The following is a 16,441-nucleotide window of genomic DNA, read 5'->3' on the forward strand; positions in this document are numbered from 1 at the left end:
CGTCGTGTTCAAACGCCAGCACAGGTCTATTGCCAACGGCCTCTGCACCTTCATTGAGTAGGAGCTAGATTCATGTTCACCTCGCGTCGTTTGATCATCGCCGCTACCGCCGTTGCCATGCTGTCCGGCTGTGCGTCGCAAAACCCCTATGACAACCAGGGACAGGTGGAGCAAGGCGGCTCGGGTATGAGCAGGACTGCCAAGTACGGTGGCCTGGGTGCGCTGGCCGGCGCTGTCGCCGGTGCCGCCATCGACCACAACAACCGTGGCAAGGGCGCACTGATTGGTGCCCTGGTCGCCGGCGCCGGTGCTGCCGGCTATGGCTACTACGCCGACCAGCAGGAAAAGAAACTGCGTGAAAGCATGGCCAACACCGGCGTGCAGGTGCAGCGCCAGGGTGACCAGATCAAGCTGATCATGCCGGGCAATATCACCTTCGCCACCAACTCCGATGCGATTGCCAGCAGCTTCTACCAGCCGCTGAACAACCTGGCCAACTCCCTCAAGGAGTTCAACCAGAACCAGATCGAGATCGTTGGCTACACCGACAGCACCGGCAGCCGCCAGTTGAACATGGACCTGTCCCAGCGTCGCGCCCAGAGCGTGGCCAACTACCTGACCTCGCAGGGCGTCAATGGGGCCAACTTGTCGGCCCGTGGTGCGGGTCCCGACAATCCGATCGCCAGCAACGCCGATGTCAATGGCCGGGCACAGAACCGTCGGGTGGAAGTCAACTTGCGCGCCATTCCTGGCCAGCAGTATGGTCAGCCGCAAGGCCAATACCAGCAGCAGGGCCAGTATCAGCAACAGGGCTACCAGCAGCAGTACCAGCAGCCGCAGGGCCAGCAGTACGGTCAGCCGGTCCAGCAGTACCCTTGACGGCCTGACTGAACGCCAGGCATGAAAAAAGCCCGCCCGATCAATGATCGGGCGGGCTTTTTTGTGGCGCTGAAGCCGATTTACTTCTTCAGGCCGTAATGCTCGTCGAGCATGCCTGGGGAGTTGGGTGCCTTGGGTGCGTAGTCACGCGGCGGCTCCTGGTTTTCCCGTGGCGGGGTCAGGCGCTCCCGTGGCGCCTGCGGCGCTTCGGAATGCAGGGCAGCCAGCAGGCGTTGGCGGGTCAGCTCGTCCAGGGCCAGGCGGTTGGCGCCCTCGGCGAGGTGGTCCTGCACTTCCTGGTAGCTCTGGGTGAGTTTCTTGACCAGGGCGGCAGTGCTGTTGAAGTGGGTGACCACTTCACTCTGATAACTGTCGAAACGTTCCTGGATATCGTCCAGCTGACGCTGCGTGCTGCTGGGCGCGGCACTCGGGACCAGACGGGCGACCAGGAAACCGATGGCGACACCGGCAACCAGGGCAAGAGTCGGCAACAACCAAACTAAGAGCGAGTGTTCCACGAGTCCTTCCTCTATAAACGGCTTTGCTTTACGTTAACGGCTCGGACCTGCGCTGTATACCGCGATCTTCTGGTCGCAAGCTGTCAGGCACAGACTTTTAGCTAGACGAGTCGACCCCTAGAGAGGTCACGGAGTTCATTCCTTGCTTATGCGTGAAACCGCTTTTTTCATCGACGGCCCGGTCGGTCAACTGGAAGCCTTGTACCTGGACAACCCCGAGCCGCGCGGCCTGGCGTTGATCTGCCATCCCAACCCGGTACAGGGCGGGACCATGCTCAACAAGGTCGTCTCGACCCTGCAACGTACGGCACGGGATGCCGGGCTGATCACCCTGCGCTTCAACTATCGGGGTGTGGGTGCCAGTGCCGGTAGCCACGACATGGGCAGCGGCGAAGTCGATGACGCCGAAGCCGCTGCACAGTGGTTGCTGGCGAAACACCCGGGCCTGCCATTGACGCTGTTCGGTTTCTCCTTCGGCGGTTTCGTCGCGGCCACCCTCGGTGGCCGTCTGGAAGCCCGGGGCCAGTCGCTCAAGCACCTGTTCATGGTGGCCGCGGCGGTGATGCGCCTGCGCGCTGAGGACCGCCTGCCCGAAGGCTGCCCGCTGACGCTGATCCAGCCGGAAACCGATGAGGTAATCGACCCGCAAGTGGTCTATGACTGGTCCGCCGCCCTCGATCGTCCCCATGAGCTGCTGAAAGTGGCAGAATGCGGGCACTTCTTCCATGGCAAGCTGACCGATCTCAAGGATCTGCTCCTGCCGCGCCTTTCGAATTGATAGCAGTCTGACTAAGCGATTACCCATGACGACTCGTACGCGTATCCTCACCGGCATCACTACCACCGGCACGCCGCACCTGGGCAACTACGCCGGCGCCATCCGCCCCGCGATCCTGGCCAGCCGCGACAGTAATGCCGACTCCTTCTATTTCCTGGCCGACTATCACGCACTGATCAAGTGCGATGATCCGCTGCGCATCCAGCGCTCGCGCCTGGAGATCGCCGCGACCTGGCTGGCCGGTGGCCTGGATGTGGACCGCGTGACCTTCTATCGCCAGTCGGACATCCCGGAAATCCCCGAGCTGACCTGGCTGCTGACCTGCGTCGCGGCCAAGGGCCTGCTGAACCGCGCCCACGCCTACAAGGCCTCGGTGGACAAGAACGTCGAAGGCGGTGAAGACCCGGATGCCGGGATCACCATGGGCCTGTACAGCTACCCGGTGCTGATGGCGGCGGACATCCTGATGTTCAACGCCCATAAGGTGCCGGTCGGCCGCGACCAGATCCAGCACGTGGAAATGGCCCGCGACATCGGCCAGCGTTTCAACCACCTGTTCGGCCAGGGCAAGGAGTTCTTCGCCATGCCCGAGGCGCTGATCGAGGAAAGCGTGGCGACCCTGCCGGGCCTGGATGGTCGGAAAATGTCCAAAAGCTACGACAACACCATTCCGTTGTTCACCAGCGCCAAGGACATGAAGGACGCCATCTCGCGGATCGTCACCGACTCCCGCGCGCCTGGCGAAGCCAAGGACCCGGATAACTCGCACCTGTTCACCCTGTACCAGGCGTTCGCCACCGCCGAGCAGGCTGCCGGTTTCCGCGACGAGTTGCTCGGTGGCCTGGGCTGGGGCGAAGCGAAGAACCGCCTGTTCCAACTGCTCGATGCCGAGCTGGGCGAAAAGCGCGAGCGTTATCACGAACTGATTTCCCGTCCGGCCGACCTGGAAGACATCCTCCAGGCTGGCGCACAGAAAGCCCGCAAGGTCGCTACCCCTTTCCTCGCGCAATTGCGCGAAGCGGTAGGCCTGCGTTCGTTCGTCAACCAGGTGCAGGTGGCCGAGACGGGCAAGAAAAAAGCCGCCAAGGCCGCGCGTTTTGTCAGTTTCCGCGAGGACGACAGCTTCCGTTTCCGCCTGCTGGCGGCCGACGGCGAGCAACTGCTGCTGTCGCGCAACTTTGCCGATGGCAAGGCGGCGGGCGCGGTGACCAAGCAACTGCAGTCGGGTCAGGCCCTGGACGTGCGTAGCGAAGCTCGCGCCTTCAGCGTATGGCTGGAAGGTGCCTGTGTCGCCGACAGCCCCGAGTTCGCCGACGAAGCGGCCCGTGACGCGGCCATCGAAGCCCTGCGCGTGGCACTGACGCCGGTTCAGGACTGACTCAACCGTCGGCCCGACCAAGGGCTGATTGCCATTCCGACGGGCCATCGCTAAAGTGACGGCCCGTTTTTGTTACCTCGCTAACGAAATTATGACGCCCCTAGAACGATATCAAGCTGATCTGAAACGCCCCGAGTTCTTTCACGACGCGGCCCAGGAAACGGCTGTGCGCCACTTGCAGCGCCTGTACGACGACCTGATCGCGGCCTCGCAGAACAAACCGGGCCTGCTCGGCAAGTTGTTCGGCAAGAAAGACCAGGCGCCGGTCAAGGGCCTGTACTTCTGGGGCGGCGTGGGTCGCGGCAAGACCTACCTGGTGGACACCTTCTTCGAGGCGCTGCCATTCAAGGAAAAGACCCGTACGCACTTCCACCGCTTCATGAAGCGCGTGCACGAGGAAATGAAGACCCTGGGCGGCGAGAAAAACCCGCTGACCATCATCGCCAAGCGTTTCGCCGCCGAGACACGGGTGATCTGCTTCGATGAATTCTTCGTATCCGACATCACCGACGCAATGATCCTCGGCACCCTGATGGAAGAGCTGTTCAAGAACGGTGTGACTCTGGTTGCGACGTCGAACATCGTCCCGGACGGCCTGTACAAGGACGGCCTGCAGCGTGCGCGCTTCCTGCCGGCGATCGCGCTGATCAAGCAGAACACCGAGATCGTCAACGTCGACAGCGGCGTCGACTATCGCCTGCGTCACCTGGAGCAGGCCGAGCTGTTCCACTATCCGCTCAACGAAGCCGCCCACGAGAGCCTGCGCAAGAGCTTCCGTGCACTGACGCCGGAATGCACCCAGGCGGTGGAAAACGACGTATTGATCATCGAGAACCGCGAGATCCGTGCCCTGCGTACCTGCGATGACGTGGCCTGGTTCGACTTCCGCGAACTGTGCGACGGCCCGCGCAGCCAGAACGACTACATCGAACTGGGCAAGATCTTCCACGCCGTACTGCTCAGCGGTGTCGAGCAGATGAGTGTCACCACCGACGACATCGCCCGGCGCTTCATCAACATGGTCGACGAGTTCTACGACCGTAACGTCAAGCTGATCATCTCGGCGGAAGTCGAGCTCAAGGATCTCTACACCGGTGGTCGCCTGACCTTCGAGTTCCAGCGGACCCTCAGCCGCCTGCTGGAAATGCAGTCCCACGAGTTCCTGTCGCGAGCGCACAAGCCGTAAGCGTTTCAGAAAAGCAAGGCAATTGGGAATGAAGAAAGGCCTGCAATCGCAGGCCTTTTTTTATAAAAAATCTGTGGAAAAAATCCGGCGTCGTCGATTTTTGCAACGAGACGTTATGTGGGAGTGTTCCGAATAGCACGTGGGTTATTGGTTTAAATTAATGGCGATATAGGTTAGGGGGAGATAAATATTTGATTCTGAAAGGGGTCGTTGGTCAGTAGGACTTTTTGTTGATGAGTGTCTTTCGGAGGTGTCCTACTTACTTTCGATAAACAAAGTTGTAGGGTCTGACTGCGCTGATCACATCCTCTCGTATAAGTTGTCGTCGCGATATCGGAATGTCGCGCTTGCTGAGGTAGAGAAGAGAGCAGCGGCCAAACGTTCTCCTGAATCGGGATCATGAAAATGAATACGGCATTTTCTTTATTGTATACCAACGAAGCGTCCCCCGAGTTTCTCTGCACGCTGGATAACTCACCCTTCACAGAGCAGAAGCTTTCTGGCTTCAACGAAGAAGCCTTGGCGATTGTTAATAAGCAGCGGGATTACGCCAAAGCTCATCGCCCCATGGCTATTTATCGAGTGGCAACCGAGGGCAGCCAAACTCGTAACGGCTGAGTCATTCAACAAGCGACATCGCCGCTGGAAATAGGATTGGATAATGGTCAGCAGGTACGCGCGGCGCAGAAGGGCGATTACGTCGTATATGCCGATGGCAGTAAAGCGTCAATCGTAACGACCTCGGGGGAAGGCAATAGCCATCTTGCGCTGGTGGGCAGCCGTCTTTGTAACGGCGACGAGATTATCAATACGCCCCAGCGGTGTGTTTTGTTTATCGCACGTGAAGGCGTGCGGATGGCGGAAGATTTTTACCCTCTATCAACTGAACCATCAAGGCGCGGCATTGCTTGGTTGCTCTGTGCCGGGTTGTTCGAATGATTTCGAAACTTGCGATCAGTCTATGGTCGGGAACTTCCTCGTCTTGAACGAATGAAATGGAGAAAAGTTGGATGAGTCAGGAAGGTTATTTCATTGGCCGAGGTGACAAAACCACCTGCGGCGGGGAAGTTCTGGATGGTGACGATAGAATCAACTTGTATGGCCTCCTTCATGCGTGCGAAGGTGATCGGGTCTCATGTGGAAAGGACGGAAAGACTTGTCGGATCGTCGGTGGCGTTTCCTACATGAACAGCCACGGTCGGCTGATGGCTGGCACGCTGGATAGCCACAGTGATTGCCCCTGCAAGGCTCGACTGATCCCTTCAGTATTTATGTCCAGCTACATCAACAACGACGCCGCACCGCCACCGACCAGACGAGCGACTGAACCGGCCCCTTCAACGGTAACCAGCAACGCCATAGCGCCGCGTCAATCCGGTTTCACGCCTTCAACCCCTTCGGCTCCAGCAGTATTCAGCAATGTAGAGCCTCAGGAACCGGGTTTCCATGTGGTGCCCCAAAGCATGACCCGCGAAGCCCTGGAGTCCACGCTTTTCCCCACGCCCGACCCGGTGGTGATGCGCAAGTTCCGGGCACTCAACCCGCATCGTGGTGACGTCAAGGCCGGTTCGGTGATCGTCCTCGGCGATCCGGGCAACCAGCGATGCACCCGCGAAGAGGCGCAGTTGATGGCGGTAGCGGAAACGGTGAAGGGGGCGCTTGACCCCCTGACGCCGGAGCAGGCCGACTTCATGCACCGCCACGCGGCTGAAATCGCCAGTTTCACTGGGCAGACCTCCACGTGGCTGGGCGTCAGCGCGGTGGTGATGGAAACGTACCTGAGCAAACTGCGCGACACCCTCCAGGCCATGGAGCGCTTGCACCAGGAAAGCTTTCGCCAGCATGGCCACTTGAAATCGCCGCAGTTCTTCGCCGAGCGCAAGCGCCTGCTTTCCCAGCTGGATTCCCACCTGCTCAACTCCACTCGCCTGCGTGCTCAGACAAGCCTGGGCGATCACCCCAAGCTGAAAACCGCCCTCGGCATTTCCAGTCGCAGCCTGGTGCACCACTGGAACAAGGCCGGTGTGCCGGGGCAGATACCGGGTTATTCCACTCATGTGAATGCCGTCAGTCGTGCCGCCAAGTACATGAGTACGGGCGGTTTTATCGGCATTGGCATGGGGGGCGTGTCTTCGTTGCTGGCTATTCAGAAGGTGTGTAACGGCGGCTCCGGTGCGGCTTGCGAGAAGGTCAGGTTTACCGAAGGCGGGAAATTCGGGTTGTCCACCTTTGGTGGTGTTGCGGGTGGATTGGCAGGCCAATCTGCCAGTGCTCCGATCTGCCTGGCGCTTGGTGCCTCTACGGGGGTAGGTGGTGTTATTTGTGTCGCGGCTGTGGTGGGGACTGGCGCATGGGTGGGTACGACTTATGGCGGCATGGGGGGCGAAGTAATAGGAGAAATATTGTACGAGAAAACTTTGCCATGATAACGGAGGCGTTTTGGAAGTCCTGGCTGGCTTTCTGGCTAGTAGCCGGCCCGGGCCTGCTTGCAGCAGTGGGTATTGCATACAGTCTGTACCTGAGTCACCGTCATCTGGACGCCATAAAAGAAGCCTTGAAAAACAGCCGTTATATCTATCTTTGGGGGCCGTACTTGGGGAGGCGGGGGGTGATTTGGTCTCTGTTGGAGATGGCAAAAATCGCCGGGATGATCATGATGCCAAGGGCATCACTCCACATCGGTGAACTTGATCCCATCGATCTTGAAAACTTCCCCCCTCACCTGAAGCGCCGACTGAAAATCGTAACAGTGATGATATATGTTAGTTTTTTTTGGATGGTGATTGTGGCTGTGCTGCTGAAATTTAAGTAATTGATGGAAGATTACTCCAAATTGCAAACTGCCCTCGGCATTTCCAGTCGCAGCCTGGTGCACCGCTGGAACAAGGCCGGTGTGCCGGGGCAGATACCGGGTTATTCCACTCATGTGAATGCCGTCAGTCGTGCCGCCAAGTACATGAGTACGGGCGGTTTATCGGCATTGGCCTGGAACACCCCGAACCAGTGTGTGGGCTTGCCCGCGACGAGGTCTTCAAGACCGCCAAAAGCTTTGGGGGCAAGCCCGCTCCCATAGAGGTTTCCCCAGCCAAAACCGCAATACTCGTGACTGACATTGCTATCGCGAGCAAGCTCACACATTGGATGTGTGGCGGGTTTGAGTCGTCAAGCCGCCTGCTGGAACTGTTGCCGATACTGGTTCGGTGACAGCTCAGTATGCTGGCGGAACAGCCGCGCAAAGAAGCTGGCATCGTCGTAGCCCACCTCGTAGCTGATGGTCTTGATGCTCTTGCGGGTACCGGACAACAGGCCCTTTGCCGTTTCGATGCGCAGTCGCTGCAGGTAGTGCAGCGGCTTGTCGCCGGTGGCGGTCTGGAAACGACGCATGAAGTTGCGGATGCTCATGCCGTGGTCGCGGGCCACGTCCTCGAAGCGGAACTTGTCGGCGAAGTGCTCTTCGAGCCACTGCTGGATCTGCAGGATGATCACGTCCTGGTGCAGCTTCTGGCCGCCGAAACCGATGCGCCCTGGTGCGTAGCTGCGTTGCACTTCATAGAGAATGTCGCGGGCCACGGCCTGGGCGATGTTGGCGCCGCAGAAGCGTTCGATCAGGTAGATGTAGAGATCGCAGGCCGAGGTGGTGCCGCCGGCGCAGTACAGGTTGTCGGCGTCGGTCAGGTGCTTGTCCTGGTTCAACTGGACGTTGGGGAAGCGCTCGCTGAAGGTGTTGAAGAACCGCCAGTAGGTGGTGGCCTCCTTGCCATCGAGCAGGCCGGCCTCGGCCAGCCAGAAGACGCCGGTTGCCTCGCCGCAGAGCACCGCGCCACGGGCATGCTGCTCGCGTAGCCAGGGCAGGACCTGCGGGTAGCGTTGGCAGAGGTTGTCGAAGTCGTCCCAGAACGCCGGCAGGATGATCACGTCGGTATTGGCGAGGCCACCGTCCACCGGCATGATCACGTCACTGAAACTGCGCACCGGATTGCCGTCGGGGCTGACCAGGCGGGTCTCGAAGACGGGGGTGAGGCCCTGGCCGAGCTGCTTGCCGTAGCGCAGGCTGGCGAGATGGAAAAAATCCTTGGCTTGCATGAGGGTCGAGGCGAAGACCCGATCGGTAGCCAGGATGCTGACGCGCCGCAAGGGCGTCGAGGAAGTGTTAGCCATAATCATTTATTCTTATAAGGTAAAGTGGTCAACAGACGGCTGGATCGTCTTATTTTTTGTCGTATGTGTCCAGTGGTTCGAGGTAAAACCCTGGCATAGGCTCAGCAGGCCAATCCCGGCTTCAGTGTGTCTGCAAGGTGCCTGCATGATCCCCAGAACCCTGTTCAGTTCCGAGCACGATCTATTCCGTAGCAGCGTCCGCAAGTTTTTCGAGCAGGAGGCGTTGCCTTTCCATGCCCAGTGGGAAAAGCGTGGCCATGTCGATCGTGAACTGTGGAACAAGGCGGGGGAGGCGGGGATGCTCTGTTCGCACCTGCCGGAAGCCTATGGCGGCATGGCGGCGGACTTTCTCTACAGCGCGGTGGTGATCGAGGAGATCAGCCGCCTGGGCCTGAGCGGGATCGGCTTCTCGCTGCATTCGGATATTGTCGCGCCTTACCTCCTGCACTACGGCAGTGAAGCCCTGAAGCTCAAGTATCTGCCGCGTCTGGTCAGTGGCGAGGTGGTTACGGCCATCGCAATGACCGAGCCGGGCGCCGGTTCGGACCTGCAAGGGGTCAAGACCACGGCGGTGCTTGACGGTGATGAATACATTCTCAATGGCTCGAAGACCTTCATTACCAACGGCTTTCTCGCTGACCTGGTGATCGTCGTCGCCAAGACCGACCCCAAGGCCGGGGCCAAGGGTACCAGCCTGTTCCTGGTCGAGGCCGACACGCCGGGCTTTGCCAAGGGCAAGCGGCTGGAGAAGGTCGGGATGAAGGCCCAGGACACGTCGGAGCTGTTCTTCCAGGATGTCCGTGTGCCGAAGGAAAACCTGTTGGGGCAGGCCGGGATGGGCTTTGCCTATCTCATGCAGGAACTGCCCCAGGAACGCCTGACCGTGGCGGTGGGAGCCTTGGCCTCGGCCGAGGCGGCATTGCAGTGGACACTGGACTACACCCGTGAGCGCAAGGCTTTCGGCAAGGCGATCGCGGACTTCCAGAACACCCGGTTCAAGCTGGCGGAGATGGCGACCGAGATCCAGATCGGCCGGGTCTTCGTCGACCGCTGCCTGGAACTGCACCTGGAGGGCAAGCTCGACGTCCCAACCGCGGCGATGGCCAAGTACTGGGGCACGGACCTGCAATGCAAGGTGCTCGACGAGTGCGTCCAGTTGCATGGCGGCTATGGCTTCATGTGGGAGTACCCGGTGGCCCGGGCCTGGGCGGATGCGCGGGTGCAGCGGATCTATGCGGGGACCAACGAGATCATGAAGGAGATCATTGCGCGTTCGTTGTGAGGGGCAAGTGTTGTCGTGACGAGCGGGCAAGCCCGCTCGTCACCGGGGCTGATCTGCGTTCTGGTTTACGGCGCCGGGTTCGGATGATCCTTGTGGATCGCCTCGATCCCCGCCAGCACTTCATCCGACAGCTTCAGGCTGGCGCTGGCAATGTTGCTGTCCAGTTGCTCCAGGGTGGTGGCGCCGATGATGTTGCTGCTCACGAACGGCTGCTGGGTGACGAACGCCAGGGCCATCTGTGCCGGGTCCAGGCCGTATTCGCGGGCCAGGGCGACGTAGCGGCTGCAGGCAGCTTCCGATTGCGGGTTGAAGTAGCGGCTGAAGCGGCTGTAGAGGCTCAGGCGAGCCTTTTCCGGCCGTGCGCCCCCTTCGTATTTGCCCGAGAGGAAACCGAACGCCATCGGCGAATACGCCAGGAGGCCGCACTGCTCGCGCAGGGCGACTTCCGCCAGGCCGACCTCGAAGCTGCGGTTGAGCAGGTTGTACGGGTTCTGGATCGACACCGCCCTCGGCCAGCCGCGACGCTCGGCTTCGAGCAGGAATTTCATGGTGCCCCACGGCGTTTCGTTGGACAGGCCGATGTGGCGGATCTTGCCGGCCTTGACCTGCTCGTCCAGCGCCTCGAGGATTTCCTCGATCGGTGTGAACGCCTCGTCGGCCTGGTGCTTGTAGCCCAACTGGCCGAAGAAGTTGGTGCTGCGCTCCGGCCAATGCAACTGGTACAGGTCGATCCGGTCGGTTTGCAGGCGCTTGAGGCTGGCATCCAGGGCTTCGACGATGTGCCGCCGGTTGTGCTTGAGCTTGCCGTCGCGAATGTAGTTGATGCCGTTGCCGGGGCCGGCGATCTTGCTCGCCAGGACCCATTGGTCGCGGTCGCCACGCTGCTTGAACCAGTTGCCGATGATCCGTTCGGTGCTGGCGTAGGTTTCAGCCTTGGGTGGCACCGGATACATCTCGGCGGTATCCATGAAATTGATGCCGGCATCCTTGGCGCGCTCGATCTGCGCAAAGGCCTCGGATTCGGTGTTCTGCTCGCCCCAGGTCATGGTCCCCAGGCAGATTGCGCTCACGTTCAGATCGGTCCGGCCTAGCTGACGATATTCCATTGGCTGCTCCTGTGGGAAAACACCCATAAAAGCAGGTTGAATTTTTTTTCGCAATCTGGATAATTGCGCACCTCTTTATGCAGTGGAAGTGATGCGCCGCCGCCAAAGAATCTTGCCGTTGAACGGACGCGCCGACCCGAGCCCCCGAAAGCGTCTGTATCCGGCTGCCTTTGACCTTGTCAAAGTACGCACTATTCAGTAAGATCCGCCGTCTTATTTACAGGCGGCCCCTGAGGCTATAAAGAATGAAAACTTTTACTGCTAAACCGGAAACAGTTAAGCGCGACTGGTTTGTCGTCGACGCTGCTGGTCAGACCCTGGGTCGTCTGGCCACCGAAATCGCGAGCCGTCTGCGTGGCAAGCACAAAGCCGAGTACACCCCGCACGTCGATACCGGTGACTACATCGTTGTCATCAACGCCGAGCAGGTTCGTGTGACCGGTGCTAAAACCTCCGACAAGATGTACTACTCCCACTCCGGTTTCCCGGGCGGCATCAAGTCGATCAACTTCGAAAAGCTGATCGCAAAGGCCCCTGAGCGCGTGATCGAGACCGCGGTGAAAGGCATGCTGCCTAAGAACCCGCTGGGTCGCGACATGTACCGTAAGCTGAAAGTCTATGCGGGCGCTGTACACCCTCATACTGCTCAGCAGCCCCAAGAACTGAAGATTTAACGGAATAGTTCATTATGTCGGCGACTCAAAATTACGGCACTGGCCGTCGCAAGACCGCAACCGCACGCGTTTTCCTGCGTCCGGGCACTGGTAACATCTCCATCAACAACCGTTCCCTGGACGTGTTCTTCGGCCGCGAAACTGCCCGCATGGTAGTTCGTCAGCCGCTGGAACTGACCGAGACCGTCGAGAAGTTCGACATCTACGTCACCGTCATCGGCGGCGGCGTGAGTGGCCAGGCCGGCGCAATCCGCCACGGTATCACTCGTGCTCTGATGGATTACGACGAAACCCTGCGCAGCGCGCTGCGTAAAGCTGGTTACGTAACCCGCGACGCCCGTGAAGTCGAGCGTAAGAAAGTTGGTCTGCGTAAAGCGCGTAAGCGTCCGCAGTACTCGAAGCGTTAATTCGCTCCCAGCTTCAAAAAGAAGCCCGGTTCCCTTGTGGAACCGGGCTTTTTTTATGGGCGAATATTCTCTGTGACAACTTGCCACATCCGTAGACCCCCTATACTACAAGGCCTGGGACATTGTGTGCCCGGTAATCACCTTGTCAGAGGTGGGGCTTTTCATTACCATTCGGCAAAATTTTTATAACGATAGATTTTTACTTAGACGCCTGATTTAACAGGCCACAAAGCTGATGGGAGAGGACTGAATGAGCAATGACGGCGTGAATGCAGGCCGGCGTCGCTTTCTCGTAGCAGCCACATCCGTGGTAGGAGCTGCAGGAGCGGTGGGGGCTGCGGTCCCGTTCGTGGGGTCATGGTTTCCCAGTGCCAAGGCGAAAGCCGCCGGTGCACCGGTGAAAGTGAATATTGCCAAGATCGACCCAGGGCAACAAATGATTGCCGAGTGGCGTGGTCAGCCGGTGTTCATTGTCCGCCGTACCGAGGAGATCCTGGGGAATTTGAAGAAGATCGAGGGGCAACTCTCCGATCCGACCTCCAAGAACTCGGTACAACCCACCTACGTCGATCCAGAGACGCGTTCGATCAAGCCAGAGGTCCTGCTGCTGATCGGTATCTGCACCCACCTGGGCTGCTCGCCCACCTTCCGCCCGGAAGTGGCGCCAGCCGATCTCGGCAAGGATTGGGTCGGTGGCTATTTCTGCCCTTGCCACGGCTCCCACTACGACCTGGCCGGTCGCGTCTACAAGTCCCAGCCCGCGCCCCTCAACCTGCCGGTTCCGCCGCATTCCTATGAATCCGACACGGTCATTGTCGTTGGCGTCGATCAGGAGAAAGCGTGATGAGCAAGTTCATGGATTGGGTTGATGCGCGCTTTCCCGCCACCAAAATGTGGGAAGACCATCTCAGCAAATACTACGCACCGAAGAACTTCAACTTCTTCTACTTCTTCGGCTCCCTGGCGCTGCTCGTGCTGGTCAACCAACTCGTCACTGGTGTCTGGCTGACAATGAGCTACACCCCTTCGGCGGAAGAGGCCTTTGCCTCCGTCGAATACATCATGCGTGATGTCGAGTACGGCGCGATCCTGCGTCTGCTGCACTCCACTGGTGCTTCGGCGTTCTTCATCGTGGTCTATCTGCACATGTTCCGCGGCCTGCTTTACGGTTCGTACCAGAAGCCGCGCGAACTGGTCTGGCTGTTCGGTATGCTGATCTACCTGGCGCTGATGGCCGAGGCCTTCATGGGCTACCTGCTGCCGTGGGGGCAGATGTCCTACTGGGGTGCGCAGGTGATTATCTCGCTGTTCGGTGCGATCCCGGTCATCGGTAACGACCTGACCCAGTGGATCCGTGGTGACTACCTGATTTCCGGTATCACCCTGAACCGCTTCTTCGCCCTGCACGTGGTGGCCCTGCCGATCGTCATCCTCGGCCTGGTTGTGCTGCACATCCTGGCGTTGCACGAAGTGGGTTCGAACAACCCCGATGGTGTCGACATCAAGAAGAAAAAGGACGAAAACGGCATTCCGCTGGACGGCATTCCGTTCCATCCGTACTACACCGTGAAAGACATCGTCGGCGTGGTGGTGTTCCTGTTCGTGTTCTGTTCCGTGGTGTTCTTCTTCCCGGAAATGGGCGGTTATTTCCTCGAAAAACCGAACTTCGAAGTGGCCAACGCCTTCAAGACGCCAGAGCATATCGCTCCGGTCTGGTACTTCACGCCGTTCTACGCGATCTTGCGGGCGGTGCCGGACAAGCTCATGGGGGTTCTCGCCATGGGCGCCTCGATTGCCCTGTTGTTCGTGCTGCCGTGGCTGGACCGTAGTCCGGTCAAGTCGATGCGCTACAAGGGCTGGCTGAGTCGGATCTGGCTGGTGATCTTCTGTGTTTCCTTCCTGATCCTTGGCTGGCTGGGCGTTATGGCGCCGACGCCGGAGCGTACGCTGCTGTCGCAGGTGTGCACCGTGCTGTATTTCGCCTACTTCATTCTGATGCCGTTCTATACCCGGCTCGAGAAGACCAAACCGGTTCCGGAAAGGGTGACTGGCTGATGAAAAAACTATTTGCTGTTTTGTTGCTCGCGGCCCTGCCGGTCCTGTCTTTCGCTGCCGAGCATGGCGGTCCCGAGCTTGAAAAAATCGACATCGATGTTTCCGACAAGGCCGCCATGCAGGACGGCGCGCGGACCTTCGCCAACTATTGCATGGGTTGCCACAGTGCCAAGTTCCAGCGTTACGAGCGAGTGGCCGATGACCTGGGAATTCCCCATGACCTGATGCTCAAGAACCTGGTGTTCACTGGCGCCAAGATTGGCGACCACATGAACATCGGCATGCAGCCTGCGGATGCCAAGGCCTGGTTCGGTGCGGCTCCGCCCGACCTGACCCTGGTTGCCCGGGTGCGTGGCACCGATTGGCTCTACGGTTACCTGCGTTCGTTCTATGAGGATCCGGCCCGCCCGTGGGGTGTGAACAACAAGGTCTTCCCGAACGTTGGCATGCCGAACGTGCTGGTGGGGCTGCAGGGTCGTCAGGTCGTGGGTTGCAAGCAGGTCCAGGTCGTCGAGGATGGCAAGAAGCAATACGATCCGCTGACCGGCACGCCGTTGACTCACGAAGCGTGCGACCAACTGACCATCGTGCCGAAAACCGGTTCATTGACCGAGGAGCAGTTCGACGAGAAGGTCAAGAACCTGGTGACCTTCCTGGCCTACTCGGCCAACCCGGTGAAGCTGCAGCATCAGCGCATCGGTACTTATGTTCTGCTGTACCTGGCCTTCCTCTTCGTATTCGCTTATCTGCTCAAGCGCGAATACTGGAAGGATGTGCACTGATAACGTTGTAATATAGCTGTCAGTCAATCGTGCGCGCCCAAGGGTGCCTCTGAGACGTAGCGAGCTGTGCGGAGAAGGTGAAGTCGAATAGGGCTTTCACCGGCTTTCGATCCGGTCGCTACGGGAGGCTTTCCTTGGGCGCGTTCGTTTTTGCGTTTCGACCATTTCAAACAAGCGAGGAGGACCGCCATGGGCGTGACCAATCGGTTGGCCTGTTACTCCGACCCCGCCGACCACTATTCCCACCGAGTGCGTATTGTGTTGGCGGAAAAGGGTGTCAGCGCCGAGATCATCAGTGTCGAGGCAGGGCGTCAGCCAGCGAAATTGACTGAGGTGAATCCTTATGGCAGCCTGCCCACCCTGGTCGACCGTGACCTGGCGTTGTGGGAGTCGACGGTGGTGATGGAGTACCTGGATGAGCGCTACCCGCATCCGCCGCTGCTGCCGGTTTACCCTGTGGCGCGGGCCAACAGTCGCCTGCTGATGCATCGCATCCAGCGCGATTGGTGCGGGCTGGTCGACCTGATTCTGGATTCGCGCACCAAGGAGTCAGTACGTGTGCAGGCCCGCAAGGAGCTGCGCGAGAGCCTGACCGGAGTGTCTCCGTTGTTCGCCGACAAGCCATTCTTCCTCAGTGAGGAGCAAAGTCTGGTCGATTGCTGTCTATTACCAATACTCTGGCGTTTGCCGATTCTGGGTATTGAATTGCCGCGGCCAGCCAAGCCGCTACTTGATTATATGGAGCGCCAGTTTGCGCGTGAGGCTTTCCAGGCGAGTTTGTCTGGTGTCGAACGCGATATGCGCCAAGGAGCCGTTTAATGAACTCCAGTCGTCCCTACTTGGTTCGTGCCTTGTACGAATGGATTGTGGATAACGATTGCACGCCGCACATCCTGGTCAATTCCGAGGCACCCTCGGTTCAGGTGCCACAAGGTTTTGCCAGTGACGGCCAGATCGTCCTGAATATTTCGCCCAGTGCCGTGCGTCATTTGCACATGGATAACGAGGCCGTCAGTTTCGAAGGTCGTTTCGGTGGTGTGGCCCATACGCTGTACGTGCCGATTGGTGCCATCCTCGGGATCTACGCCCGGGAAAACGGCCAGGGTATGGTGTTCGATCTCGAGCCTTCGCTGGAAGAGGATGACGAGGTCGAGCCGGATGACGACGGTCCGGAGCCGCCGCGTCCAAGCGGTCGACCAAGCCTGAAGGTCGTGAAGTAGCAGTAGGGCAGTTATACG

General features: G+C 59.3%; 19 protein-coding genes. 16 read left to right on the top strand and 3 right to left on the bottom strand.

The genetic code is table 11. The annotated features are described in order from the left end of the window. The first annotated feature begins 72 nt into the window (after nt 1-72). On the top strand, nt 73-879 hold the full coding sequence (locus AC6I6U_RS09230; protein ID WP_497881652.1) for a YiaD family glycine zipper/OmpA-like lipoprotein: 807 nt from the start codon (nt 73-75) through the stop codon (nt 877-879). Nucleotides 880-959: 80 nt separating this feature from the next. On the opposite strand, the gene AC6I6U_RS09235 is transcribed toward AC6I6U_RS09230, so the two are convergent. After that, nucleotides 960-1,397, bottom strand: a complete 438-nt coding sequence (locus tag AC6I6U_RS09235) for a Z-ring associated ZapG family protein (protein WP_497881653.1) — start codon at nt 1,395-1,397, stop codon at nt 960-962. Between the two features lie 148 nt (nt 1,398-1,545). Between AC6I6U_RS09235 and AC6I6U_RS09240 the strand changes: the two genes are divergently transcribed. From AC6I6U_RS09240 to AC6I6U_RS09270, 7 genes are all read left to right on the top strand, one after another. Continuing rightward, nucleotides 1,546-2,175 carry an alpha/beta hydrolase gene (locus tag AC6I6U_RS09240; protein WP_497881654.1) on the top strand — a complete coding sequence of 210 codons (630 nt, stop codon included), beginning with the start codon at nt 1,546-1,548 and terminating at the stop codon, nt 2,173-2,175. 25 nt (nt 2,176-2,200) lie between these two features. Beyond that, nucleotides 2,201-3,553 (top strand): tryptophan--tRNA ligase, encoded by a 1,353-nt coding sequence (locus AC6I6U_RS09245; protein WP_497881655.1) that lies wholly within the window; start codon nt 2,201-2,203, stop codon nt 3,551-3,553. Between the two features lie 91 nt (nt 3,554-3,644). Next, nucleotides 3,645-4,739 carry a cell division protein ZapE gene (zapE, locus tag AC6I6U_RS09250; RefSeq protein ID WP_497881656.1) on the top strand — a complete coding sequence of 365 codons (1,095 nt, stop codon included), beginning with the start codon at nt 3,645-3,647 and terminating at the stop codon, nt 4,737-4,739. 399 nt (nt 4,740-5,138) lie between these two features. After that, complete coding sequence (locus AC6I6U_RS09255; protein ID WP_497881657.1) at nt 5,139-5,357, top strand: hypothetical protein; 219 nt, start codon at nt 5,139-5,141, stop codon at nt 5,355-5,357. 36 nt (nt 5,358-5,393) lie between these two features. Beyond that, nucleotides 5,394-5,678 (top strand): hypothetical protein, encoded by a 285-nt coding sequence (locus AC6I6U_RS09260; RefSeq protein ID WP_497881658.1) that lies wholly within the window; start codon nt 5,394-5,396, stop codon nt 5,676-5,678. 56 nt (nt 5,679-5,734) lie between these two features. After that, nucleotides 5,735-7,165 carry a PAAR domain-containing protein gene (locus AC6I6U_RS09265; protein WP_497881659.1) on the top strand — a complete coding sequence of 477 codons (1,431 nt, stop codon included), beginning with the start codon at nt 5,735-5,737 and terminating at the stop codon, nt 7,163-7,165. Continuing rightward, nucleotides 7,162-7,551 carry a hypothetical protein gene (locus AC6I6U_RS09270; protein WP_497881660.1) on the top strand — a complete coding sequence of 130 codons (390 nt, stop codon included), beginning with the start codon at nt 7,162-7,164 and terminating at the stop codon, nt 7,549-7,551. Before AC6I6U_RS09265 ends, AC6I6U_RS09270 begins: the two co-directional genes overlap by 4 nt. 350 nt (nt 7,552-7,901) lie before the next feature. Here AC6I6U_RS09270 and AC6I6U_RS09275 read toward each other — a convergent pair whose 3' ends face one another. After that, the gene (locus AC6I6U_RS09275; protein ID WP_497883009.1) at nt 7,902-8,822 is read right to left on the bottom strand and encodes a GlxA family transcriptional regulator; all 921 of its coding nucleotides are present in this window, start codon (nt 8,820-8,822) and stop codon (nt 7,902-7,904) included. A 220-nt stretch (nt 8,823-9,042) separates the two neighbouring features. Here AC6I6U_RS09275 and AC6I6U_RS09280 point away from each other — a divergent pair, with 220 nt between their 5' ends. Next, complete coding sequence (locus AC6I6U_RS09280) at nt 9,043-10,179, top strand: acyl-CoA dehydrogenase family protein (protein ID WP_497881661.1); 1,137 nt, start codon at nt 9,043-9,045, stop codon at nt 10,177-10,179. 65 nt (nt 10,180-10,244) lie between these two features. Here AC6I6U_RS09280 and AC6I6U_RS09285 read toward each other — a convergent pair whose 3' ends face one another. Then, nucleotides 10,245-11,285 carry an NADP(H)-dependent aldo-keto reductase gene (locus AC6I6U_RS09285; protein WP_497881662.1) on the bottom strand — a complete coding sequence of 347 codons (1,041 nt, stop codon included), beginning with the start codon at nt 11,283-11,285 and terminating at the stop codon, nt 10,245-10,247. Between the two features lie 245 nt (nt 11,286-11,530). Between AC6I6U_RS09285 and rplM the strand changes: the two genes are divergently transcribed. The 7 genes from rplM to AC6I6U_RS09320 all read left to right on the top strand — a co-directional run bounded on the left by rplM (nt 11,531) and on the right by AC6I6U_RS09320 (nt 16,423). Continuing rightward, on the top strand, nt 11,531-11,959 hold the full coding sequence (rplM, locus tag AC6I6U_RS09290; RefSeq protein ID WP_017904821.1) for a 50S ribosomal protein L13: 429 nt from the start codon (nt 11,531-11,533) through the stop codon (nt 11,957-11,959). A 14-nt stretch (nt 11,960-11,973) separates the two neighbouring features. Beyond that, entirely contained in the window at nt 11,974-12,366 is a 393-nt protein-coding gene (rpsI, locus tag AC6I6U_RS09295) for a 30S ribosomal protein S9 (protein WP_497881663.1), read from the top strand. A gap of 250 nt (nt 12,367-12,616) precedes the next feature. Then, nucleotides 12,617-13,210: a ubiquinol-cytochrome c reductase iron-sulfur subunit gene (petA, locus tag AC6I6U_RS09300; RefSeq protein ID WP_497881664.1), complete on the top strand. Its 594-nt coding sequence runs from the start codon at nt 12,617-12,619 to the stop codon at nt 13,208-13,210. Continuing rightward, nucleotides 13,210-14,421, top strand: coding sequence for a cytochrome b (locus AC6I6U_RS09305; protein ID WP_497881665.1), 1,212 nt, complete (start codon nt 13,210-13,212; stop codon nt 14,419-14,421). The genes petA and AC6I6U_RS09305 overlap by 1 nt, the downstream gene beginning before the upstream one ends. After that, nucleotides 14,421-15,203, top strand: a complete 783-nt coding sequence (locus AC6I6U_RS09310; RefSeq protein WP_497881666.1) for a cytochrome c1 — start codon at nt 14,421-14,423, stop codon at nt 15,201-15,203. Before AC6I6U_RS09305 ends, AC6I6U_RS09310 begins: the two co-directional genes overlap by 1 nt. A gap of 189 nt (nt 15,204-15,392) precedes the next feature. Beyond that, a complete protein-coding gene (locus tag AC6I6U_RS09315) occupies nt 15,393-16,022 on the top strand; it encodes a glutathione S-transferase N-terminal domain-containing protein (protein ID WP_497881667.1) in 630 nt (209 codons plus the stop codon). After that, nucleotides 16,022-16,423 carry a ClpXP protease specificity-enhancing factor gene (locus tag AC6I6U_RS09320; protein WP_497881668.1) on the top strand — a complete coding sequence of 134 codons (402 nt, stop codon included), beginning with the start codon at nt 16,022-16,024 and terminating at the stop codon, nt 16,421-16,423. Before AC6I6U_RS09315 ends, AC6I6U_RS09320 begins: the two co-directional genes overlap by 1 nt. Nucleotides 16,424-16,441: the final 18 nt, after the last annotated feature.

It is taken from the genome of Pseudomonas sp. UTLPPB19802 (genome assembly GCF_059730225.1).